Genomic DNA, 22483 nt, shown 5'->3' on the forward strand with positions numbered 1-22483 from the left:
GAGCGGGTCCCCTCCGGGCTGCGCCCGGAGGCAGCGAACCACCGCGCTGCGCGCGGTGGTTGCGCTCCCGCTCCGCGTGAGCGCTGCTGCTCGCTGCGCGAGCAGCGCACCACCCCGGCGCAGCCGGGGTGGTGACGCTCCGTCCGCTGCGCTCCCGGAGCGGTGGCCTGCGCTGCGCTCTAGCCACCCGGGCGCGCTGCGCCCCGAAGGCCGGCCCCGCTGCGCGGTGCCAGCAACGGGCCTGCGGCCCGGGCAGCGAGGCGGAGGGGTGGCGGGGGTCGGTGACCCTGCATCAGGTGCCTCATCAACCCGCCTCCAACATCACCCAACCAACCCTGTGCTTCAAAATAAGTTCCAGACCAACTCTGGTCCAGCCCAGCCCCTACCCCCGATCTACCGGACGGAATTCTGGTACCAAGGATCAGTGAATCTGCACAGTGCTCAACCAACCTGCGCAACCACACCCTGATTCCAGAAACCCGCAACTCAGACTGCTAGCCCACCCGCATTCTGATCAGAATCAAACGAGCCGAAACAGCCACTGCCCCGCTCACTCAACCTGCGCAGCCCCAGGCCAGGAAGCGCACCAACTACGCAGATTAGCTGACCCTCGACAGCTGCCGACGAGCCGATGGGGGCCGATCGGATGGCGCAGCATGTGCAAGAACCCCTGCTCACTCCTTGGCCTGGGTCGGGTCCGGCCGGCCAACCTGCGGACCTGATGGCTCTCTTTGGCATGATGCCGCCAAGGGGGTGTTCATGAAGCATGGAGTATCTAGGCGGTACAGGGCTGCGCAAGACGAGGAGGCCGAGGGCCTCCGTGTGCACCTGATTCGCATTTCTCGACGCCGTAAACGCTTACAGTCGGCTGGCGCTAAGAACTTGCGTGATGTGCGAAAACGCATTGCGGAGGCAGTGGCAGCCGGAATCAGTCTCGAGAAGACCGCCGCAACGAGCGGATACAAGCTCGAGACCGTGATGCGTTGGCTGAGCAAGCAGAAAAAAGGGGCTCGAGTCGTCTCGGTCGAGAGCGCTCAGTGTCGGCTTGAGCTCATTGATCAGCAGCGTCGCCGCATGATTCAGAGAGACCTGGAGATTTCAGCCAGGGCTAAGGCGCTTGTGCGAAAGGCTATGGCCGCGGGCATTGCGGTTGACGAGTTCGCTCTCCTGACCGGCTACACCAAGCCACGAGTCACGAAGTGGTTTGCGTCGGTTCGTCGCTCTTTGGAGCAAGCTCAGCGCCAGCGGGAGCTAATCGCCATCCGGCGGGGCAAAGGGAGCCGGCCTCCCCAACATCTCTCGGAAGCAGAGTATGACCAGTGGCTTGTGGAGGCTGACTACAAACGCAGGAAGGTCCTGCGTCGGTACGGCTTGTGGTCGCAGAGTCGCGGACCCAACCGCCAATCGACCCGGCGAGGGAGGGGGCGTAAGCGTCAGCAGACCACCCATAGCGTCCCTCAGAAGCGCCTGAAGAAGGGCTCCGGGAAGCGCCGAAAACGCCCACGGAAGTGAACTGCGTCACTCTCGCGCGCCTACGCACGCGCGTAGGCGCGCACGCCCTATGACTTCAGCGTTAGTTAACTGACCGGTAAGTTGCGTTGCAGGCCACCAGAATTGACGGCTCGTCTGGGGCTAATGTCGCTGCACTCCCTCAGCGGAGTACGCACCAGTCAGACCGCCTCAGCAGGCGGCGGGGCGTGAACGACAGCCTCGGCTGCACCAGGCCGAGAAACGAAGCGGGGCCTGCCTGTCGGAATCTTTGGCGGATCGTGGCAGGCAGGCCCCTAGACCCTGGAGGGCCTATCCATGACGGTACACATCGACGAGCAGCCCGAGCGGGCCGGCAGCTGGGGAACGGATCGCAACGGGAGCAGTGAGCTGCCCATGTCTCCACCTGTCCCCGTGCCGCAGCCCCACAGCACCAAAATCAAGGTGCTGGTGGTGCTTCTGGCCGTCGTGACAGGTATCGCTTCGGCCTTCGGCGCCTACATCATCGGCACCCACGTGGCGGAAGGCGCTGCTGAACCAGTCATCTGGGCAGCGGCAACGTTCGCTGCCACAACAACACTCATGATCCACCTGAGCGAAAAAACCGGTCTCATCGAGTGACCGCTAGATCCCCGTTGCCCCAAGGAAGGGCCCAGGGGGCGATCTGACGGCCTAACGGGTCGCCTCCCTATCCCGAGCCTCCTCGGCAGGCTGCACGGCGGCGGGAGCGCCATATGGGGCTCCCGCTCAGCCAGCTGGCTCCGGAGCAGGGCACGAACGATCTCGCTCTTGTCGACGGGCCACCCAACTTGACTGCGCAGTTCTAGAGTCGCGCAGCATTGCCCGCAGGCGGGTCGGCAGGCCCACAGGGGCTCTGGTGGTGCGCTCGTCGGGGCCGCACCGAGCACCTGGCTCGCGCAGCAGATGGCCGCCGGCCTCCTGCTGCGGTAACACCTGACGGGAGACGGACAGGGCAGGAGTCGAGGTGTTGCGGACCACTTGCCCACTACATTCGGCGGATGGATGCAACTGAGCACATCGTCGCCCTTATCCGCAGGGCACTGGACGAGTTCGATGATCACCCGCTGCACGTCTCGGTCCGGCGTGCCGTGCGGATAGCCAGCCTCATCGGTGACTCACACGCCGCTGTACGGCTCGGGCTCGATCTGCAAGACCGCGGGGGTGACCCAAACCAGCATCGCGGTGACCTGCAGCGATTGATGACCGACCCATCGCTGTGGGGCGACCGTGACGGGACAAGTCCTGATGTCTCAGCTATGCGCGAGTACTTGAAGGACCGCGAGAAGAGTGACGAACCAGGCATGATACTGGCCCACTCACTCGCCGACATCGAGTACCTCACGGAGAAAGTGCCCAGCACGAGCAGCGCTGCCAGCGTCAAGGCGGACATGGCCCTTCTGGGGATTCAGGACCGAGCACGGCTGCGCACTTTCTCCTACCTGGTGGCATGGGAACGCCGTTTCGGCTACACGTCCGTAAATGAATCGATCTTCGGCAGCTACAAGGCTGAGGTCGACAAGATGCTTGCCGAAGGTGTCCCCGACCTGGTCGAGAAGTTCACCGCCGTCTACCGGCGGATGAACGAGGCTGCTACCCGCACACCAGAGGGCCCCGGCGCGGAGGAACTCTCTCAGGCCCTCACGACGTGTCGTCGGATCCTGGAGGCAGTCGTCGACCACGTTCTCCCGGCACAGGATGACCTCAGCGAGTCAGGGCATAAGCTCGATCAGCCCTCGTACCGCAACCGTCTGTTCGAGTTCATCAAGCAATCCAACAGCAGTAGGTCCGCCGCCAAGGTAACCGTCGCCCTGGGTAAGGGTCTCCATGAACGGTTCACCGCCATCGACGAGATGACCAACAAAGGCGTCCACGCCGCCGTAGCCCTCCAAGCGGCCAACCTCTGTGCACTCAACACCTATGTCCTGTGTGGAGAGATCCTGCTTCTCAAGCACCACGTTGATAGCGATCCCGCAGCGGTCCGCGCCAAGTCTGGGAGGTCTGCCGACACCGCAACGGATAGCGCAAGCTAAGGGTTGTCCCGTAACTGCTGGTCACAGGTGAGATGATCTTGCTGTGTCTGGTGTGATCACGGCGTCGGAGCCGTCCTGGATAGCCCCGTTCACCGGGCTGAGCCCGCGCCAGTTCGGCAAGCTAATCACTGCGCTCCGGCGTGAGGGGGCGGATCCGGTACGCAAGGGCCGGCCCTGGAGTCTGTCGCTGGAGGACCGGGTCCTGCTGGTCGCCGCGTACTGGCGCACGAACCTGACCCTGCGGCAACTGGCCCCGAGCCGGTAGGCCCGTCCTTTGCACGTAGGTGAGCAGTACTTCTTCGGACGTCCGGTGGGGCCAGGATCGGGCAACGATAGGTCGCACCACGGTCCCTGGCACTGCCCCCTCTTCCCCATCCAGGCACTGTACGACTGCTTCACGCTCGTCGGCACCGCCTGGGACGCATCACCAGGTCGGCACCGCCTACAGCGATCACGCCCTGGAGCCGACGGGATGCGGTGTCCGCTACGCCCACCGCATCCCGATCGCGGTCAGCTGCTCCACCCGCTCCGGGGCCAGCGTCGCGGCCCGGCTGCGCTGGTTGCCGATCCACGCTCCGAGCTTGTGCTCTCGCTCCTCCTGGTCCTCGCCGACGGTGCGCTCGACGTGCTTGCGGGGTACCTGGAGGTGGCCCTCGCGTTCGTAGAACTGCTTGGCGGCCTGGTAGTTCAGCGCCCACTTGTTGGCCTGCGTACGGCGCGGGGTGGGCTTCTCGTCCTCGTCGGCGGGCTCGATGCCGAGGACCTGCTCGCACATCCACTGCTGCACGGTGGTGAGCCTGTCCCACCCGAGCCGGACCGAGCGGACCCACCGGCCGAGGTCTTCGCCCTGGTGCACGACGTCGCCCGGCGACGTGGGCAGCGGGTGGCCGGCGTCCAGGCGGAGCCGTACGAGGTGGAAGGCGCGCTGCCACTCCACCGGCCAGGCCGGGCACCAGGAGGGGTCGATGTCCTCCAGCTGCTCGCGCCTCACCTCCGAGAGCGTTCGCCGCCGACTCCACCGGCAGGCCCTCGGCACGCCGCTGCTCGATCTCGGCCGCCTTGCGGGCGGCGGCCCGCTGGTTCTTCAGCCAGATGCCCACCCGGTAGCCCTGGTAGGTGGCGTCCAACGGGGCCAGGAGATGCCCGTGCTCGGCCGCCCACCCACACGCCGCCGCGAGACCTTCCTCCCAGGCGACGTCGAAGTGCGACCACACCATGCCCAGCTTCTCCAGCTGCGCGACGCGGTCGGCGTCCATGTCGCCGCGGGCGTAGGTGCGCCGGCTGTCGGCGATCCACTGACCCAGCGGAAAACCGGCGAGCGTGGCCGGCCACCCCTCGGCCTGCGCCTCCTGATCGTCGGCGGCGGGCACCCGGTAGGCGAAGGGCACCTTCAGGTCGCCGTGGATGCGGACGTAGAGGGCGGCGGCCTCGATGCCACGCCGCCAGTGCGCGTGCTCGGGGTTGAGGACCCGCAGGTTGATGAACGCGGCCAGCTGCGCCGGATCGCGCGGCGTGGAGAACTTCAGCAGGGCCCGGGCCGGCATCGACAGGCCACGGTCACTTCGGCCGCTCCCGCCTTCCTCGCTCTCCTCGCTGCTGGAGCGGCTCTGCACGCCCCTCACGCGGCTTTGCGCCTGCTGCTCGGCGAGCTGCTCGACCACTCGCGCGTCGTGCGCCCGGAGGGCGGTCAGCAGCTTCGCCAGCCCGCCGAACGCGCGCGACGTGAGCATGCTGTCGGCCGTCTCACCGGGCCCGAGCAGAACGGGCACGACGAGCGAGGCGACCTTTCCCTCGCCGGGCTGCATCCGCAGCGCGCGGCCGACGGCCTGGACGAGGTCGGGCATGGAGCCGCGCACGTCCGCGAAGTACACGGAGTCACATTCCCGGGTGTCGACGCCCTCTCCAAGGACCTTCACCGAGCCCAGGAAACCCTTCTCCACGATCGTGCCGTCGGCGGCGATCCCGGACGCGAATTCCGCGAGCACCCGGCGCCGGTAGGCGGGCTTGTGCTCGCCGCACAGCCAGCTGGCCCAGATCGTGCGCGGGTACAGGACGGGGTCCTCGGCGCGCAGCTTGGCGGCGACGTCGGGCAGGCCGGCCGCGAACGCTTCGGCTTCCTTGACCTGGTGGTGGAAGGTGAGGGTGCGCCGAAAGCCTTCCTCGGACGACGCCTTGAGCAGTGCGGTCTGGAGGGCTGCGAGCCGGGCCCCGCGGACCTCGTCCGAGCGGGCCTCGGCGCCCAGGAGCTGCGCGGCCTGGAGCTGGGTGTCGGTGATGTCCACGCACACCACCTGGTAGGGGGCGCAGATTCCCCGGTCGATGGCCTCCGAGAGCGTCAACGTGTACGCCCTGCTGCCGAACGGGCTGGCGGGGTCGTCGTCCATGCTCGCGACCAGCTCGCCCGGGGCGCCGACTGCCTCGTCGTCTCCGAGCTGCCACAGGCGCGGCGTGGCGGTCATGTACAGGCGCCGTAGTGCCGGGATGCGGGTGTTGTCGTGGACGACCGCCCAGGGCTTGCCGATCCGGCCAGACGTCCGGTGGGCTTCGTCCACGATGATCAGGTCCCAGCCCGGCAGGCCCCCCTGGTGCGCCCGTTCCAGGGTGCCCAGTCCCAGGGAGGCGTAGGTGGCGAAGACGGTGACCGTGTCGAACGGCCGCACCCAGTCGATCAGCTCCCGCACGTCGGTGGTGCTGGGGAAGGCCGCGCTCTCGCCCCGCAGCGAGGAGACGCCGATCATCGGGCCGGTGCGGCCGGCCTCGCGCCAGGCCGCCTCGGTCTGCGCCAGCAGATCCAGCGAAGGCACCAGCACCAGCACGCGGCCCGCCCGCAGTTCCTGCGCGCTCTGCGCGGCCACCAGGGTCTTGCCCGAGCCGGTCGCCATGACGACCTGCGTGCGCAGCCCGCGCTGAGGGACGGTACCGGCCGCAGGCACCTCAAGGGCAGCCCGTACGGCGTCGACAGCCTCACGCTGGTGAGGGCGGAGTTTCGTCATCAGCAGAGTCCTTTGCGGTGCCGTGAGATGAGGTGGTCGGAGTCCGCTACCGACGGTCACTTACTGTTCTCCCGGCCGGCGAGGATCTGACGGCCCCGGTCGGCAATGCCCTTCACCGTGGGCGCGGACAGTCCGAGCTTGTTGGACAGGATGGTCTGACCGCCGCGGCCCATGGTGTCGATGGCCCGAGCGAACGCGACCTGCCGCGCGACGGTGGCCTCCTTGTACGCGGCCTCCGCCTCCAGGTAGGCGGCGTGCGCCTTCTCCGCCTTCTCCTCCGCCCGAGCGCCGGTGTCGTGCCGGTTGACGATCTCCCAGTAGGTGTCGGAGTCGATGTCGTCCACGCTGCTGGTGACACCCGCCTCGGCGAGGTCATCGAGGATCGCGTCGAGGTCGAAGCCGCCGCTGTCCCCGTCCATGGTGAGGCTGACCTGGTAGGCAATATCGGCGCGGTTCATGACGTCCCCCTCGCGTTGCCGGAGGGACGGTCCCTCCCGACACCCACAAATTTAGGGGGGTCCTAACAAAAAAGCAAGGGGGGTCCTAAGTTTCACTCCGGGACTCCCGCATCTGCTCATGCAGCGGAGCCGGGCCGGCGGCACCTGCAGGGAGCGGCGCTACTCCGTCGAACCAGGCCGCTCCCGCGGCTGCCAGGGCGCCGGGGAGCAGCAGGACGGAGCCGGGAATGGGCCGCTTCGGCGGGGCCGCGAAGCGCCGCCCTCTGCTACTTCTTGCGAATCGCGCCCGTCGCGAACCAGTGGACCAGGAGAGCGGCAGTGTGGACGGCGGTCTCGGCGGCTTCCTGCGTCACTGGTCGGCTCGTGGGTCCGCCTGCATGGCGGTCACGTTGCCCGTGCCAGAGAAGGTTGAGAAGTTCAATGACCGCATTGATTTCCGCAAGGTTCCCCGATCGGTCGTGCACGACCATCTCATACTTGCTTCTGCCCTGATCAAGAGTCGATCGCACTGCTCCCAGGGTCGGTTCAGGTGATTTGGGAAGAAACAGGGGATTGGCTATGGCTTCTACCGCCTTGATTGAGTGGGAGTAGGCAGCACTGGGGTTAGGACTGATCCCGTAGGCCGCAGCAAAAGCTTCGCGGAGGTGGGTGCCCGCTCCCTGCGTCTGCTTGTCCGCAGCCTGCACCGCGGCATCCAAAGACCTACGCAGGGTTTCATCGACTCTGCGACACAGCCCGTCCTTGTCCGAGTTGATCGTGTAGGCAGATCCTCCTTCGGTAAGGATGAGATCCAACTCCCTACGAAGTTCGTGGACGGGGAGCCCGTACCTCCCCGCTGAATACGGGTTGACGTCCGCGAGACCAGCCAGCAAGACATCGATGATCTCTATGAAGATCATCGGTTCGTTCTTATCCTGATAGTTGGCAAGCGCTTCATTCGGCGCGCGACTGTTGAGGACTCTGGACGGCAGTCGCAGACGCAGGCAGACAAGGTCAACCAGCGGATAGTTGCTTAGGACTTTGTGGGCCCACTGCCTCACGGGTATGGCCAGGTGGTCAGGAAGCTCCTCGTAGAGGACTTCTGCATCCTGCTTGCCGTCGAGGCGGTCCGTCAGCCGCCGCCATGTTCTTGTCACGCAGGCGAGTCTATTTCCACAGCGTCCTGCTCATCCTGTGCTTTTGTCACCGATAGCAGCGGAAGCGGTGGCGACCAAGAGGAGCGGGGGCTTCGGCTGGACGCGTGGATCGGACGCGCCCGATGGAGGGTTGTACGGGGTGGCGCCATCGGCCAGCCCCGTCGCGGGCGACATTCGCGAGTGGCTACAGGTCCTGGACGGCGCGCAGGGCGGCATCCACGCGGGCCATGGCCGCGGCATCGACCGGGCCAAGGAGCTTGGCGCCGTCGAACCGGTCGACACGAAGCTGTGCGATGTTGACGGCGACGGCGGTGCACGGGAGTGGGTCGCCAATGACGACGGACATCGCGGTATCGGGGTAGCGGCCGCTGTCGTGCAGCACGATCACGAGAACCGCGCCGTAGACCTCTTCCAGGCCGGTCAGGCTGATGATCAGGACGTTGCGGCCGTCAGGGAGCGACCAGATCTCCCCACGGTTCACAGGGCGTCGCCCTCGCCCGCCAGGTCGTCGCCAAGGCCGAGCGTGGCCAGCTGCTTCGCGGCATCGAGGGTGGCGGCACGGCGCGCGGCACGCACAACGTACGCATTCACGCTCAGGCCGGCCTCGGACGCGGCGGCCCGGATCGAGGGGGCGAGATCGTCCGGAACGCGCAGGGTCATCGTGATGACAGACATGGTTGCAGGATAGCCACCGGATTGTGGTGGCGTAAGGCGCGTGGTGGGTCCTGCTGAAGGGGCACGCCTCCGGACACGGGACGAGTGCCCATCCCCAGCACTGGCCTCTCCCTCGGCCGGTAAACAGTCCGCTACGGGAGGAGTGGCGGATCGATGGCTTCCTGCTGACGCTCAAACTCCTCGATGGCCTCGTCTGCTGCTGCCTGGTGTTCTTCCATCGCCCCACGGAGGTGCTTGTTGGCGAAGGCCCAGCTCGAACTTGGCTGCGGCAGTCGCTTTCGGTCCAGGCGCGCCTCCAGGACTTGGCGCACGTCCTCGATGGCGATCTGCTGGATATACAGGACGGCCTCGTCGCCGGTCATGTCGCGCAGTGACGCGGCGTCGGAGATCATGTGGATCGAGGCGTTGAGGCGCTGGCGGACCTTGGGGTGACGGAAGCCGAAGATGAGCGCGTAACAGTCTTCGGTGAACTCCCACTGAGGTATCCAGCCGCTCAGCGCTCGGGTACCCATCCGCACGGGACGCAGGATCGCCAGGAGCTTGGCGGCTGCTTGCTGCTCCGCGGTGGCCTCTCGACCCCATCGTGAGTCGCGGACCACGAAGTAGTTGCCGAGCAGGGCTATCACTGCACCGAGAGGGCCGCCGACCAGGCCGCCGATGATCGCTTCGGACATGTCCCGAGTCTGCCAGCGTCCGGTGCCTGGAAGGGCAGGTTCCGCCCTGGCACGGGAGCGGGGCAGACGCTTCCTTAGCAGCCGTAATCCCGCCCCCGGTTCGTCCGCTCTACCCCCAGGTCTGGTGGCAGAGGCCCGCCAGGTCCGACACGGCGACCCCGTCCGCGCGGTCGCACAGCTCCCGCAACTGCTCACGCGGCTGCGACCCGGCCGACGGCATCTGCGGGACGCGGCGCTGCACCCTCGAGCGAGGCCGCTCGCGCGGTTGCACAGGGCGCTGGGGAGCAGCGGGACGGAGCCGGGGAGTGGGCCGCTTCGGAGGGACTGCGGAGCGCCGCCCCTCGGGGGCCTGCGTATGGCGCTTGGGGGTCCTGTCGCTCTTGGCTGTGCGTCGTGGCCGGTCGGGCGCGATCCTGACGAGGGCGGAACGCCCGGAGGGCTGGGCCGCGGGCACGGTGGACGTCGACACGGCCGGACGGTCTGGGACGGCGGGGCCGTGCACGCCTTGCGGGCGGTCGTCGGCCGGGAGCGAGGGAGTCACCGTGGCGCAGCCCGTGATGCCCAGCAGGAGCAGAAGGGTGAGCAGTCGAGGTCGCACCGGCCCACTGTGCGCAACCGTGGATGCCAGCGGGCGGCTGCCACGCGGTCAGGCGCCACAAGGAAGGACGAGCCCGAGCGGTGCTGCCGTAGCTCATCCCGTCACTCGTTCCCATGTGCGGGACGTCGAAGCCGGACAGGCGTGGAGCAACTACCTATCCACGTTTTCGCTCGCCCAGCTCTTGGCATGGTTCACCCTCTAGGCTTGCGCCATGCAGCATGAGCATTCTTCCTACCGGGTACCCACGGGGCGGCCGTTCTTGTTGCGGGAGTTGCGCAACAAACTACCGGGCGTTGATGACCGGATGCTGTACTTGGATGCTCCCGCCGATCCCACTGAATACGAGGACATCGCTGACGCGTTGTGGGAAGTGTTTCTGGTGGCGAGGAACCTCGCTCCTGCCCGCAGCGCTACCGGCTGTGCGGACCATCCGAGTGGCCCTGTTGACACTGAGGCGCCGGAGGGCTGGAGCCGTTGTCTGCTGTGCAACAGTCGCCGCAGGATCGGCCGTCCCAACGTCAAAGCGGCGGAGAACGCCTCCAAGTACCGCTGGGCCGTGCCCGATCCTCCGTACGATCACGCGAAGCTGATGGAGGTTCGAGGGGCGCTGAACCACGCAGTACAGGACCTTGACTACCGGTCTCCCGATGACGCGTTTCAGCAAGTCGCGGATCTTGTTCATGCGGCGTTTGTCATCGCTAGAGAGTTGTCCCGGCCGCGGAGCACTGGGTGCCAGCGGCATCCAGGAGCACCGATCGACGCAACAGCCGCTGGGGGACCCAGGTGCATGTTCTGCGTGGCTCAAGAGCGCCGACGCCAAGTAGGACCGCCAGCCGTGAACGTCCGTCCCAGTCGCCCTGTCCCTAGGGTTCGCACGCCAGCGAACCGCCGTTGGAGTGCACCGCCGTCATCGCCAAACACCCAGCCGACGTAAAGGATCTTGCGTTCATGCCCATGCCCAGCGAACACCTCGCGACCGCGGAAAGCCTCGGGGCCCGCGCGGTTGAGTGGCTCACAGACGGCCAACTCGAACTAGCCGGCGCTTACCGCGACATGGCAGCCCTCCACCTGAGTCTGGCCCAAGTGAGGCACGCCATCATCGGCGATACTCCGCCTTCCTCTCGTCCGGCGCCACCCCTGCCGGACTGGTGCGGGGCCTGCGAGGGACCGGACCTCAATATGCGCTGGGTTTCTGTTGATGGCCCTGATGGGGGCGAGTCGATGCGCCGCTGTCCAGACTGCAACCCCTACGCGCATGGAACTGACCTGCCCCGGCAAGCTGAGACGTCACCGTCTTCCGAACGAGACGATGCCCCCGTGATTTTGGGCGACGCCTGATGACCGACACCAAGCTCGCGGACGCCTACGGACGTGGGCAGTAGGCCACATGACTTCGAGGGGCGCGCGTCGAATTCCCCGGCTTGCCGTTCAGGCGCCGAAGTGCGCCACAGTCTTCGAGGACAGGTCCGGGCGGGCCCGGTGGAGGCGTACGGGGTGGCGCCATCGGCCGGCCCCGTCGCGGGCGACGTCCACGTCGACTTCCACCACCAGTTGCGGGTCGACGAGCGTGACGTCCAGGACGTCGCGGCTGCCCCACCCGGCGGTGAACGACCGGCCCGCCCACGGATGCTCGCCGACCGCCGGCGCCAGCGCATCCGCGAGGGCGGGCGTCGCGGTGCGGGCGAGAGGGACAGTGCGGCCAACGTAGCGCAGGCGGCCGGTGTCGTCGTAGCGGCCGAGCAGCAGCGTGCGAGGGGTCGCGGGCGTGCCGGTGACGGCTCCGACGATGGCCTCGGTGGTGACGCGGACCTACTGGCGAAGAGGCGGTATTCGATTCATGCACTATTCCCGCAACGGCATGCTTCAGATGGTGAGCAAAGCCTGCCGTACCGCCGATGCGGAACCTACTAGTGAGCCCTCCCGGGCCGTTGCCCAGGGCACCGGTCATCCAGCCGCTGGTGCGTCGTGGGAGAACCTGTATCCGGCGAAGTCGGCGAGACGGACGTAGCCGATGCGTTGGTAGAGCGCGTTGCTGGTGGGGTTGTCCGGGTCCGTGAACAGGACGACGTCCGTCGCGCCCTCAGCCAGCGCTGCCCGGCTCGCCTTGACCGTCACAGCGCCCGCGTAGCCGCGGCCCCGGAGATGGGCCGGGGTGTAGACGGGATCCACTCGGACCATGCCGCCGATGACCGAGGTCGCAGCCGCCATCGAGACGGGGGTGCCGTCGAGAGTCTCCCAGAAGGTGAAGTGCCGGTCGCCGAAACGCGAGTCATCCCAGGAACCGGCGTCGATCAAGTCGATAGAGGACTGCTCCCCGACGTCGACGCAAAACTCACGGCACCAGCGCACGACGTCTTCGCGGTCTGCCCCGTCCGTGAGACGGCCCCGGCCCTCCGGGCGTGGCTGCGGCGGGGTGAGTGTGCCGAGACGGTAGAGATGCGTCCGCCAGAAGAGGGTTGGCGCCGCGCCCGTGTGGCGCTGCCAGGAATCGGCGAATGCGGTGGCGGTGTCATGGTCCGCGATGACGTTGGCGGGCGAGTGGCCAAGGACGGCCAGATGAGCGGCGAGGGCCTCGGTCTGCTCGACAGAGAGGGGGGTGAGGCCCAGGCGTCCGCGCGAAGTGAGATAGAAGATCGCGTGGACCTCGCCTCCGAGCTCCAGCCAACCGAAGACGGCGGTGACGGGGCCGTGTGCATCCGGCCTGCGAATCCGCAGTTTCTCGATGTCCGTCAGCGGCGTGTTGTGCAGGGCGGGGCGCGAGCGCAGGAAGTCCCCGGCTCGGGCGAGGAAGTCGTCAACGTCTTGAGTGAGGTGCCAGTCTTCCAGGAGCATGCTTCATGATCCTAGATCTCCTCGACTCGGGGAGCACTTGCTCAACGCCTTTCAGCCGCGTGACGTTCTGGGGCATGTCCCGACAGTCCACGTACCGAGGGCTACGGCCAAGCGGGCTGACCAGCCGAAGGCATCACTCGACAGGCACCGCCCCGTCAGAAGCCGAAGGAGTTGTGCGGTTCGGGGTCGGTCCAGAACATCCGAGCCAGCCGCCCGATCGCACCGTCGGTATGCGGAGTCATGTGGCCCGCGTACGCCAGGTGGCGCGCCGACAGGCCCCCGAAGTAGAGCGAGCTGAGCGCGGAGAGCGTGATGGTCAGGTCGGGCGTCTCGGCGGTGGGAACGCACGTCACCGTGGAGCCGTCTGCCTTCAGATGCCAGGTCCTGTTGTTCGCCGGGCACATCCGGTCGTCGTCGATGGTGAACGTCAGCTCGCCGGGCGTCAGGTACGAGCGTTGCGTCAGGGCGCGGGGGACGTCGAGCAGGCGCGCCCAGAGGTTGTCGGTCTGGCGGGTGATGCGCATTGCCCGCGGGTTCGTGAGCATCCACCTCAGGGGTTCGTCGCGCGGTCGGCCGGCCGCCACGACGGTCTTGGTGAGGTCGAAGTCGATCAGCAGTCCCCACAGGGCACGGTAGGCCACCGGGTTCGTCGCCTCCAGGGCTTCCACCACGAGCGTTCCGGCGCGGTCCGTGGTCGGTGACCACGGCAGCCGGAAGTTGGCGATGCCGTCCACCATGCCGTACTGGTCGCGGTGGGCGAGATAGCGCAGCGGCCCGTTGGTGCCGTCTGCTTCGTCGGACAGCCCGTCCCAGCGCTCGGGGAGAGGGCCGAGTTCCCCGACGCGGTGGGCACGCACCTCCGCGTGCACTTGAGGCCACGCCTTCTTCGCCTGCGCAGCGTCAACCAGTTCCAGCGACCCGGGATCGGGCTTTGCCGGCAGGAGAGCGGCTTCGTGACGGGCCAGCTCCCACCGGGTGCGGTAGGTCACGGGCGAGAACCCGAACCGCCCGTAGATGCTGCCCTCACTCGCACTGAGCATCGCCAACGGCTCGCCACGCTCCAGGGCCGCATCGAACATCGCCTGCATCATCTGCCGCAGGTACCCGCGCCGACGGTACGTCGCGATCACTCCGGTGGCAGTGACCCCGGCCATCCTCCCCGTTCTTCCGCCGGGAACCGTCACCTCGAAGGAGATGGTTGCCGATGCGCCGACGCATCTGCCGTCGACGAACGCCGCGATCGGGTGGAACGCCTGGTCCTTGATGTCTGCTGCGGCCCACTTCTCAAGCTGTTCCGCACTCGCAGGCGTGCGCGGTGGGGGCCACGGCTCAGGGCCGCCGTGCCACGCCGCGTCCGCGGGCTCCCAGCTCGGCAAGCCGTTCGCGTACGGCAATGCCCGGTAGTACGCAGCCATCTCATCGTGTCGCGGCGGGCGGACCTCAGTCACCATGCCGGACATTGCATCCACCGCCTCAACAGGCGAGCAACCGAATATCCGCTGGGCTCGCGCGTCGGAGAACCTGGCCATGCGCGGCCAGCGCCGGGACCTTGCAGGCGCTGCTGCGGGTGGGCCTGACAGGCTCAAAGCCGGAGGTGGTGGTTCCCGCCGTCGATGTGCTGGCGGGACTCGCAGCCGGCGGCCGCGTCCTTGAGCTAGGCATCGGGACGGGACGTATCGCGCTGCCGCATCGTGGCCGACGGGGCGCCGGTGGAGTGGGGTCTCGCGTCGGTGCGGCGCGTCGCGGTTTCCCACGAAATCCGGTGGAGTCTCAGCGGTCGGAAGTGGTTGGGTCCTGCTCAATGCTTCGCTGACACGGCCTGGCACAGTGCGAGGCGCGAGGTCCGAATCGCAGGCGCGGTCTAGCCCGCGTGTCGTCGAGTGATGGAGGTATCGCGGTGGCTGGTTATGGGGCGCTTTCCGACGTGTACGAGTGGCTGATCGGGGACGACAGGTTGACCCCCGCCAAGGCAGCCTCGGTTTACTACAGCGATGTCGTGGGCTCTCTGCCGCCCAACGCGCGCGTCCTCGACTGCGCGTGTGGAACCGGCCAGCTCGCCGTCGGTCTCGCGAGTCTTGGCCTTGACGTGGTCGCCGCAGACGCCAGTGATGGGATGGTTCGCCGGACCGAGAAGGTCGCCGACGAGCAGGGTGTCTCGCTTCGAGCCCTCCGCGCGAGTTGGGACGAGCTGCCCGACCACCTGGAGGACTCCACGTTCGATCTGGTGTTCTGCGTCGGCAATTCGCTCGGGCACGCCGAAGGCGCAGCCGGGCGCCTGACCGCACTGGAAGCAATGTCGCGGCTGCTGCATCCGGGTGGACGCCTTGTGCTCCATTCACGCAACTGGGAGCTCGTGCGATCCGCCGGCTCACGGGTAGACGTCCGCGATCGACTCATCCGCCGCAACGACCGCGATGCGGTCGTCAGCTACTACTGGCAGATCGAGCAGCGCTGGGAGCAGGAACACTTCCTTGAGATCGTGGTCGCCCAGATCGAGCCGGACGGGGCAGTGCGAGCCTGCTCGGAGCGGTTGTCCATCTGGCCCTACCGGTACGAGGACCTCGTGACGCAGTTGCGGAGCGTCGGGCTCACGGTACAGTCCACCACCTTCGCCCCCGAGAGCGATGGATACCTGGTGGTCGCCAGCCGCGACCAGGCGCGAGGCACGTCTGAGCCGGCGCGCTAATCCGCTTTTCGTCGTTGTCGTTGCCGACGCGCCGGCTCGCAACCGCTTGCAGCGGGTCTTCGCCAAGTGTTTAGCAGTTGCTGCGGGTGCGGTCCTCGCCGCGCTGGCTGTCAACAAGTTTGCTACTCCGTCCTATCGTTGCCTGATGCACACACCCCATCAACTCGTTTGGTGCGGGTGCGGGCGAGTCGCCGCCAGGTAGTCGGACCAGTTCTTGCCGGCCATGGCTGCGAAGCGTTCTGCGGTTCTCGGCTGGATGCCGATCAAGTCGGAGAGCACGACGGGTGGCAGGTCGGCGAGCGCTTGCATCATGGCCGTGTTCCGGGCTGCGCGGGCGGGCAGGCCGTAGCGCTTGAGTTTGTTGGACAGTCCTGCAGGGTTGCGGGGGCGCCCGGGGGCTCGGCCCGGCAGCAGGTACCTGGTGGCTTCGTTGCCGTGCCGGGATCCGTCTTGGAGGTGCTCGTCGATGAGGCGGGCGAGCTTCGGTGGTAGGACGACGGCGTGGCGGATGATCGTCAGGTAGGTGTGATCCGCGTCGTGGTGAAGGTGGTCGGTGGTGAGTTCAACGATGCGGGTCAGGGGGAGGGCGTAGAGGCGGATGAAGGCTGCGGCGATGCGAACGTCCGACGGGAGCGAGGGGTCGTTCAGGCAGCGGCGTAGTTCCTCGTAGTGGTCTTCTTCGATCTGGAAGTGGCCGGGGAGCTGGGAGGGCGGGTGTTCGATGGTCAGGTCGGCCCGGGTGAGGTGGCGGGCACCGGCCCAGCGGATGAAGGGGATGGAACGGGCGCGCAGGGCGGGCCTGGAGATTGCCCAGATGTCCAGTGCTTCCTGTGTGAGGCTCTGGAGGGTTTGTTGCTGGGTGTCCAGCCAGGTGAGGAAGTCGATGGCGGCGCGGATGTTGCCGCAGTCGCCCTTGTGGGCGATGTAGGTGTAGCGGCCGCGCGCCGAGCGCCGGCGGGCATCGCGGACGATGTGCCACTCGGCGAACGGGCGGATCAGGATCGCCTGATGTCCTGGCAGCTTGGCCAGCGTGCGGGCCGTCCAGTTGATGAGCAGGGCAAGGTTCTCATCGCGTTGCGGAAGTAGGCCTGCGGTGGTGAGCAGGCTGCGGACGTAGGTGGTGGCGTGTCCTTGGGGCAGCGCGTCCAGGGCCGCGTGGTCGAGTTTGGCGGGAGCGGTTACCAGCTGCCCCAGAAGGCGCGCGGCGGGGCTTCGGCGCAGCCAGGCCAGGACGGGGTAGGGGTTGGGAGCGTCGCTGAGTACATCGGCGAGCGGCTGCAGGGAGGCGTCGAGGGTTGTTCCGTCGCGTGAGAGCAGGCTGGTCACCTTGGCGAGCAGGGTGCAGCGTGGACAGCGGCGTCCCGGCAGGAGGTCAGCCGGTTGCTGGCAGGACGAGCAGTAATCGGGCCGCTCGTCCGGGAAGGAGCACGCCTTACAGATCCGGCCGCCGTCTGGGCTGCGACCCACGAGTATGCGCTGCCGGTCGCACATCGTGCACGATTCCGGCTGTGTCAGAGCAGTCCGGTAGCACAAGGGGCAGACGGGGCCTACCGGCCAGAAGATGCCCACCTTCCGCTCCTGGCCGCACAGTGCGCACGCGTGTAACTGCCGCTTGCGGGCCTCGTATGGGACGCACCCATCGCAGTGGAAGGGTCCATTGCCGTGGTTGATGTGGTGGCCGCGACGGATCCGGCCGCATACCGTGCAGAGCTTCTCCGGCCGCACGTAGCAGCGGTAGCAGATGTCGGGGGTCTCGCCTTTTGCCCGCACCCTGATGGGCGCCACCTGCTTGCAGATGCCGCACCGGCGCGCAGGGCCCGTGTAGCAGGTCCCGCAGACGGGCCCGTCGGCGGTCAGCGCGTTCGCCCGCCGCCGGCGGCCACAGCGGCAGCACGTCTGGAGCTTCTTGGGGGCGCAGGTCTGGCACAGGTAGGTGCCGTCGGGCAGGTGCCGGGTGGGAATCATCATCCGCCGGCAGCTGCCGCACTCCTTGCGCGAGCCTGGCTCCTTCTCCTTGCATACTTGGCAGATCCGTCCTTCCGGACGTCGTGCCACTGCCTTCGCGAGCTTGCCGCACCGCGCGCACCGGACTGCCAGGCGCTTACTGGAGCAGCCGTAACATAGCCGCCCTTCGGGTCCGGCGTAGGTCGGCAACGGGTTCGTCCGTCCGCAGTCGGAGCAAGGGACCAGGCCCACTTTCTCGCCGTGACCGGCCTCGATCAGCAGTGCGATCAGCCGTACCCCGCAGGGCGGGCAGTCCGGCGTCGGCACACTCAGCGCGTCGGGTCTGGACGCGAGGTAGCGCAGCAGGCGGAAGGCGTTCGGACCGCTCCAAGCCCGCGCCTTCTCGACGAACTCCTGAGCCTGCTCCATGCCGAGGGAATCTCCGACGGACAGGTTCAGCAGGACGACGATCCGGTCACGGGCCCCGGCCAGGTCCTCGCGCAGCCGTATCTGGTCCGGGGTGAGGTACTTCCTCACTGCGCACCCGGGCGCCGGATCGTGGTCCTGCGCTCCGTCAGCGCCAGCGGTGCCTCCTCGCCGCCCGCGGTCTTCTTCACCTGCGCGTTGACGACCGTCGGCTTGATGAGGTCGTTCGGGGTACAGCCGAAGATGTCGCACAGGGCGACCAAAGTGTCCATGCTCATCCGCTGTGGGGGCTGTGTCACCAGCCGGTAGACCTGCTCACGCGACAGGCTGACGCCGCGCTCCGCGAGCAGCGGCACGAGGTCAGAGGTGTGGAACATCTCCTGCTCAGCCATGATCTGCCGCAGCCGCCACTCGTAGCCCATTTTCTTGATCATGTCAGGTCCCAGTCGTCGCCGAGCCGGCGCTTCAGCGAAGCCTCCAGCAGGTGGTTGCGGTACTCGTCGGAGACGCCCATGTAGATGGCTGTCGTCGAGCCGTGGGAGTGGCCGACCTGCTCCTGCACGAACCGCGCGGGGTAGCCGAACTCCGTCAAATGCGTGATGTAGCTGTGGCGCAGACAGTGCAGATCGAGGGCTCCATCCAGGCCAGCCGCGTCCCGAGCCGCGGTGAAGGCTTCGTTGATCGAGCGTGGCGACATTCGCCCGGCCCGCTCGGTCACCCACAATGCCGGATGCCGGCCCGGCGCCAGACGGGGACGCACCTCATGCACCCACTCGCCCAAGACGTCGACTACCCAGTCCATCTCCGGCACCAGCAGCACGGTCCGCCGCTTCGGCGGCGCCCCATTGGACGATTTGCCGTACCGCACCGCCATTGAGCCGAACTGCCCGAACTGCGGGCTCTTCCGATGCCGCCGGAAATCCACCAGGTCGACCATGGAAGACTCGGTGCGCCGGGTTCCGAAGGCGTAGATCGTCTTCAGCACCGCAGCATCACGCAACGCGGTCAGCATCCCCTTTCGCCCGTGTCCACGGGCCTGGGCCGGCCGGGCATCAGCCGCGTCGAACAGGGCCTGGACCTCATCGTATGTCAGCGGCCGACGCCGCGGGTCGCCCTCGTACTCCAGCGTGTGCACCACCGAGTTGGCCTCGTGAAAGACGACCTGCGGCGCCTGCCCGAACCGCTCCTGACAGGTATCCACCCATCCGTACCGGCGGTCCAGCAGATACTCCACGAACAAGGTGATCGTCACCTCGTACGTCCTCGCCGTCGACATACGGATCGGATCGGCGCCGCTACGCAGGTGCGCGATGAACGCCTCGCCGTCCGCTGGAGTCCATTGCCACGGGTACAGCCCCGTGAACACCTCGAACCGGTTGATCAGACGCAGCCGCGGTTCAATCGTCGAAGCCTTGAGGAACCGGGCGCGTTGCTGCCGGGCCCAGCCCTCCTTCATCGCCGTGAACACCGCTGATTCCGGGGCCAGGTGTACGACGTTCGGAGCGAGGAGGAGCCGCGCCGAACTGGGTGCTTCAGCGACCATGGCGACTGTTGTATCAAACGCATCAATGTTGCGTCTATTGCTACCGCCCTGGTCATGGCTCCGCTGTGACGCCGACGTGACAGAGGAGTTGGAGGGATGATCAGCGGAAACGGTGATTCTGGCGAGCTGCGGGATGTTGCATCAGCTGCAATTCATCGCGTTTGACTGGGAACGGGCGGTGATCGACTCCTCGCACGTGTGAGCTGCCCGACGGGACCCAAAACCGGGCCCAGCCCGGTCGACCGCGCACGGCCGGGCAGCAAACACGACCTCATCGTCGACGGCCAGGGCATCCCGCTCGCAGTGTCGCTGACCGGGGGAAACCGCAACGACGTCACCCAACTCGAGCCGCTGCTCGACAAGATTCCAGCCGTCGCGGGCCGGGTCGGCAGACCCCGGCAACGCCCCGATGTACTGCCAGCCGACCGCGGTTATGACCACGACAAGTACCGTCGTCTACGCTGGCAGCGCGGCATCCGGCCCGTGATCGCCAGACGGGGCGAGCCCCACGGCACCGGCCTGGGCATCTTCCGCTACGTCGTCGAGCGCACGATCGCCTGGCTTCACGGCCTCCGCCACCTCCGGATCCGGTGGGAACGACGCGACGACATCCATGAAGCGTTCCTCGGCCTCGCCGTCTGCCTGATCACCCACCGCCACGTCCAACGCCTTTGTTAGGACCTCTTATGGCCGGGCGTCGTCGCGCGGAGGTCTGTGGTCATGCCGGGCACGGTCATCGACGTCAGGCCCAGCCCCAGGTCAGCGAGCGGAAGGACATCTTGTCTTCGTGCCCATTGCTCGCGATAGTGGCGGACCGCTTGGTCCTGGGCCTCCAGTCGGGCCGCTGCGGCGCCCGCAGCGTCGGCGATGAGGGGCAGTTGTGCGGTGGTGAGCCAGCCGTGCCAGACGGCGAGGTCCGAGGCGGTGCGCTGCTCGGCCTGCGTGCGTGCTGCCGCGCGCAGGGCACGGAAGGCAGCCTGGCCGTGCCCCGTGGGGACGACGGCCGCGTTCAGGCAGGCACTGCCGAGTGCCTCGTCCGGGCCGTTGTCGCGAGCGTCCAGCGCACGGATCGCCGCGGCGTCCAGCAGTCGCCGTGTGGCCGGCTCGTCGAGTCCGTGTGTAGCAGCCAACTGCCGCAGCTTGGTGATGTGCTTGGCTGCCGAAGCGGTCAGGGACGCTCCGCTGCGGCGGGCCGCCAGGGCGTCGGCCAGGTCTTCGAAGGTCTTGGTGGTCCTGGCGGTGACGAACAGCAGTTCGTCACCGGGTCGGCATTCGCCGAAGGCGACAGACCGGCACCACTGGTCGACGGTGTCCTCGAAAGCTTTGCTGCCTGCGGTGAGTTTGGCCTGCATGAAGGCGCGGGTGCCGTCGGCAAGGTCGACGACGACGTCATCGACGTGCAGGTCCGCCTCCATACGGACCAGGACAGGGCACGCGTTGGAGCGCAGCCATGGCACCGGTTCGCCCAGCAGGCCGTAGGTGGCGAGCAGCGCGGCCACGCCGGCACGGTGGTTGGCGCCTGCCTCGTTGCTCGCCCCGCCGAGCGCGCCTCGTTTTGCCGTGTGCATGCCCCTCTTCCCGCATGGAATCAGACTCGTCGTCACAGTGACGGCCAAGTACCAGTCTGTCCTGCCACGATGCTATGCCGACAGATCGTGGTGTCTGTCGAGGGGCGGCGGGGCTGATCAACGGCAGACCCCTCGTGTCCTGGTATCGACGGCCGTGGAGGGTGTCGGCCGGTGGGGCGCTGAGCGGACCGTCTGGCCTCGCTGCTTCCTACCCGCTCCTGGGGCGGCACGCACGGGAGGGATGCTCTTGTGCGGCTCAGTGGCGCCGGTGCCAGCGCCGTCGCAGCCTGTCCAGCAAATTCAACCTGGTCTGGTTCTCCGCCATGCCGAGCTGTTGGCGGTCGCGGTAGCGGTTCTCGTCGATCTCCTCGGCAGAGTAGCGGCGGCTCCAGTGAATCCTGCCGTGCCGGATCCAGTAGTGCGACTGGCAACGCAGGGCCCAGTTGCCGACCGAGGGGGCCAGGGAGACGCTCTCGCCGTCGTAGGTCAGGGCCCACTGTGCGGGCGACAAGGGGGTGATGACCTCGTTCCCGCAGCCACAACAGCACAGATGGCCGCACGTGCGGTACGGGAGCGACACGTACAGCACTCCCGGTTTCATCGAGGTGGGGAAGGTCCCGACGAATGCCGGGCGCAGTTCGTCGGTCTCGGTCATGGCAGGTCCTCGTTGGCGATCTCGTTGGTGATCAGCGAGTAGGTGGCGAATTCCTCGTCGGTGGCGTCTGCATAGACGCCGATGGCTCGTTTGAAGCGGATGACGGCCAGGACGGCGTTCAGTGCGTTCAGGTCGGCGGTCTGGATGTTGCGTCTGTAGACGTCGCGTTCGGCTGCCGGTGACGGGATACGCCGGCGGGCCTGTTCCCTCCGTCCGGGCAGGCTCGTCGTCACCCGCAGGAGCCCGCTGAGGCTGCCGTCGATTTCTTCGATGCCCATGCCCACGTCGATGAAGGGCACGTCGCGGTCTTCGAGCCGGTCCATGAGTGCCGGTTTGCCGGCCGCGTCGTCGGACGCGAGGAAGACGAACGTCGCGCCCTCGAGGAGATCGAGGTTGTCCTCGTCCAGGTACTGCTCGCAGGCGGTGACGCCGCGGTGCATGTGCGAGTAGAGCGAGGCGAAGTACGCGGCCTTGTTCGGGCGGCTGCGCAGTGTGTCGACGGTGGGGGCGCCTGGGGCGCGGAAGGCGTTGTGGTTGTCGAAGGTGTCGCCGTCGATGAGCAGGATGGTGTCGACTTCGGTCTTGGCGATCTGGTCCAGGATGTAGCTGCCGGTGCCGCCGAGGCCGACAATCACGATGTGGTGGCCGCGGTAGCGGCGGTTTAAAGGTCCTAACAAAGGCGTTGGACGTGGCGGTGGGTGATCAGGCAGACGGCGAGGCCGAGGAATGCTTCGTGGATGTCGTCGCGTCTCTCCC

17 protein-coding genes and 3 pseudogenes are annotated in these 22483 nt (G+C 67.3%); 5 read left to right on the top strand and 15 right to left on the bottom strand.

From position 1 onward, the window contains the following. Positions 1-1806 precede the first annotated feature (1806 nt). From ACFW47_RS34780 to ACFW47_RS34790, 3 genes and pseudogenes are all read left to right on the top strand, one after another. On the top strand, positions 1807-2109 hold the full coding sequence (locus ACFW47_RS34780; protein ID WP_386308240.1) for a hypothetical protein: 303 nt from the start codon (positions 1807-1809) through the stop codon (positions 2107-2109). Positions 2110-2507: 398 nt separating this feature from the next. Continuing rightward, positions 2508-3539: a hypothetical protein gene (locus ACFW47_RS34785; RefSeq protein WP_386308241.1), complete on the top strand. Its 1032-nt coding sequence runs from the start codon at positions 2508-2510 to the stop codon at positions 3537-3539. A 43-nt stretch (positions 3540-3582) separates the two neighbouring features. After that, positions 3583-3795 (top strand): annotated as a pseudogene (locus tag ACFW47_RS34790) (transposase family protein); the annotation flags it as partial. Positions 3796-4023: 228 nt separating this feature from the next. On the opposite strand, the gene ACFW47_RS34795 reads toward ACFW47_RS34790, so the two are convergent. The 9 genes and pseudogenes from ACFW47_RS34795 to ACFW47_RS34835 form a co-directional block, all read right to left on the bottom strand. Continuing rightward, entirely contained in the window at positions 4024-4314 is a 291-nt protein-coding gene (locus tag ACFW47_RS34795; RefSeq protein WP_386308255.1) for a helicase associated domain-containing protein, read from the bottom strand. Positions 4315-4627: 313 nt separating this feature from the next. Then, positions 4628-6532, bottom strand: a pseudogene (locus ACFW47_RS34800) (Helicase associated domain protein); the annotation flags it as partial. Between the two features lie 56 nt (positions 6533-6588). After that, positions 6589-6990 carry a hypothetical protein gene (locus ACFW47_RS34805; RefSeq protein WP_386308242.1) on the bottom strand — a complete coding sequence of 134 codons (402 nt, stop codon included), beginning with the start codon at positions 6988-6990 and terminating at the stop codon, positions 6589-6591. A 266-nt stretch (positions 6991-7256) separates the two neighbouring features. Further along, positions 7257-8126 (bottom strand): hypothetical protein, encoded by an 870-nt coding sequence (locus ACFW47_RS34810; protein WP_386308243.1) that lies wholly within the window; start codon positions 8124-8126, stop codon positions 7257-7259. A gap of 184 nt (positions 8127-8310) precedes the next feature. Continuing rightward, positions 8311-8607, bottom strand: a complete 297-nt coding sequence (locus ACFW47_RS34815; protein WP_386308244.1) for a hypothetical protein — start codon at positions 8605-8607, stop codon at positions 8311-8313. Next, positions 8604-8801, bottom strand: a complete 198-nt coding sequence (locus ACFW47_RS34820; RefSeq protein WP_355569844.1) for a toxin-antitoxin system HicB family antitoxin — start codon at positions 8799-8801, stop codon at positions 8604-8606. The genes ACFW47_RS34815 and ACFW47_RS34820 overlap by 4 nt, the downstream gene beginning before the upstream one ends. Positions 8802-8932: 131 nt before the next feature. Further along, entirely contained in the window at positions 8933-9475 is a 543-nt protein-coding gene (locus tag ACFW47_RS34825; RefSeq protein WP_386308245.1) for a hypothetical protein, read from the bottom strand. A gap of 2542 nt (positions 9476-12017) precedes the next feature. Beyond that, complete coding sequence (locus ACFW47_RS34830; protein ID WP_386308246.1) at positions 12018-12905, bottom strand: GNAT family N-acetyltransferase; 888 nt, start codon at positions 12903-12905, stop codon at positions 12018-12020. Between the two features lie 155 nt (positions 12906-13060). Then, positions 13061-14356 carry a GNAT family N-acetyltransferase gene (locus ACFW47_RS34835; protein ID WP_386308247.1) on the bottom strand — a complete coding sequence of 432 codons (1296 nt, stop codon included), beginning with the start codon at positions 14354-14356 and terminating at the stop codon, positions 13061-13063. Positions 14357-14802: 446 nt separating this feature from the next. On the opposite strand from ACFW47_RS34835, the gene ACFW47_RS34840 reads away from it, so the two are divergent. Continuing rightward, a complete protein-coding gene (locus ACFW47_RS34840; protein ID WP_386308248.1) occupies positions 14803-15591 on the top strand; it encodes a class I SAM-dependent methyltransferase in 789 nt (262 codons plus the stop codon). A 159-nt stretch (positions 15592-15750) separates the two neighbouring features. Here the strand turns inward: ACFW47_RS34840 and ACFW47_RS34845 are convergent, their stop codons facing one another. The 3 genes from ACFW47_RS34845 to ACFW47_RS34855 are packed head-to-tail and all read right to left on the bottom strand — an operon-like array spanning position 15751 to position 19504. Next, the gene (locus ACFW47_RS34845; protein WP_386308249.1) at positions 15751-18072 is read right to left on the bottom strand and encodes an XRE family transcriptional regulator; all 2322 of its coding nucleotides are present in this window, start codon (positions 18070-18072) and stop codon (positions 15751-15753) included. Beyond that, complete coding sequence (locus ACFW47_RS34850) at positions 18069-18395, bottom strand: helix-turn-helix domain-containing protein (RefSeq protein WP_386308250.1); 327 nt, start codon at positions 18393-18395, stop codon at positions 18069-18071. Before ACFW47_RS34850 ends, ACFW47_RS34845 begins: the two co-directional genes overlap by 4 nt. After that, complete coding sequence (locus ACFW47_RS34855) at positions 18392-19504, bottom strand: tyrosine-type recombinase/integrase (protein ID WP_386308251.1); 1113 nt, start codon at positions 19502-19504, stop codon at positions 18392-18394. The genes ACFW47_RS34850 and ACFW47_RS34855 overlap by 4 nt, the downstream gene beginning before the upstream one ends. Positions 19505-19667: 163 nt before the next feature. On the opposite strand from ACFW47_RS34855, the pseudogene ACFW47_RS34860 reads away from it, so the two are divergent. Continuing rightward, positions 19668-20182: pseudogene (locus ACFW47_RS34860) on the top strand (IS5 family transposase); the annotation flags it as partial. Here the strand turns inward: ACFW47_RS34860 and ACFW47_RS34865 are convergent. The 3 genes from ACFW47_RS34865 to ACFW47_RS34875 all read right to left on the bottom strand — a co-directional run bounded on the left by ACFW47_RS34865 (position 20179) and on the right by ACFW47_RS34875 (position 22404). After that, positions 20179-21003, bottom strand: coding sequence for a hypothetical protein (locus tag ACFW47_RS34865; protein ID WP_386308252.1), 825 nt, complete (start codon positions 21001-21003; stop codon positions 20179-20181). The pseudogene ACFW47_RS34860 and the gene ACFW47_RS34865 overlap by 4 nt on opposite strands. 325 nt (positions 21004-21328) lie before the next feature. Continuing rightward, positions 21329-21727: a DUF6527 family protein gene (locus tag ACFW47_RS34870; RefSeq protein ID WP_386308253.1), complete on the bottom strand. Its 399-nt coding sequence runs from the start codon at positions 21725-21727 to the stop codon at positions 21329-21331. Beyond that, complete coding sequence (locus ACFW47_RS34875; RefSeq protein ID WP_386308254.1) at positions 21724-22404, bottom strand: ThiF family adenylyltransferase; 681 nt, start codon at positions 22402-22404, stop codon at positions 21724-21726. The genes ACFW47_RS34870 and ACFW47_RS34875 overlap by 4 nt, the downstream gene beginning before the upstream one ends. Between the last annotated feature and the right edge of the window lie 79 nt (positions 22405-22483).

Source organism: Streptomyces sp. NPDC058796, from assembly GCF_042745235.1.
In the GTDB taxonomy this organism is placed as follows: domain Bacteria; phylum Actinomycetota; class Actinomycetes; order Streptomycetales; family Streptomycetaceae; genus Streptomyces.

Bases quoted from the DNA above. Each gene is read 5' to 3' on its own strand.
- ACFW47_RS34820 (WP_355569844.1), bottom strand. From the start codon at position 8,801: ATGTCTGTCATCACGATGACCCTGCGCGTTCCGGACGATCTCGCCCCC.
- ACFW47_RS34780 (WP_386308240.1), top strand. From the start codon at position 1,807: ATGACGGTACACATCGACGAGCAGCCCGAGCGGGCCGGCAGCTGGGGA.
- ACFW47_RS34785 (WP_386308241.1), top strand. From the start codon at position 2,508: ATGGATGCAACTGAGCACATCGTCGCCCTTATCCGCAGGGCACTGGAC.
- ACFW47_RS34825 (WP_386308245.1), bottom strand. From the start codon at position 9,475: ATGTCCGAAGCGATCATCGGCGGCCTGGTCGGCGGCCCTCTCGGTGCA.
- ACFW47_RS34870 (WP_386308253.1), bottom strand. From the start codon at position 21,727: ATGACCGAGACCGACGAACTGCGCCCGGCATTCGTCGGGACCTTCCCC.
- ACFW47_RS34805 (WP_386308242.1), bottom strand. From the start codon at position 6,990: ATGAACCGCGCCGATATTGCCTACCAGGTCAGCCTCACCATGGACGGG.
- ACFW47_RS34830 (WP_386308246.1), bottom strand. From the start codon at position 12,905: ATGCTCCTGGAAGACTGGCACCTCACTCAAGACGTTGACGACTTCCTC.
- ACFW47_RS34795 (WP_386308255.1), bottom strand. From the start codon at position 4,314: ATGTGCGAGCAGGTCCTCGGCATCGAGCCCGCCGACGAGGACGAGAAG.
- ACFW47_RS34835 (WP_386308247.1), bottom strand. From the start codon at position 14,356: ATGGTGACTGAGGTCCGCCCGCCGCGACACGATGAGATGGCTGCGTAC.
- ACFW47_RS34850 (WP_386308250.1), bottom strand. From the start codon at position 18,395: ATGATCAAGAAAATGGGCTACGAGTGGCGGCTGCGGCAGATCATGGCT.
- ACFW47_RS34855 (WP_386308251.1), bottom strand. From the start codon at position 19,504: ATGGTCGCTGAAGCACCCAGTTCGGCGCGGCTCCTCCTCGCTCCGAAC.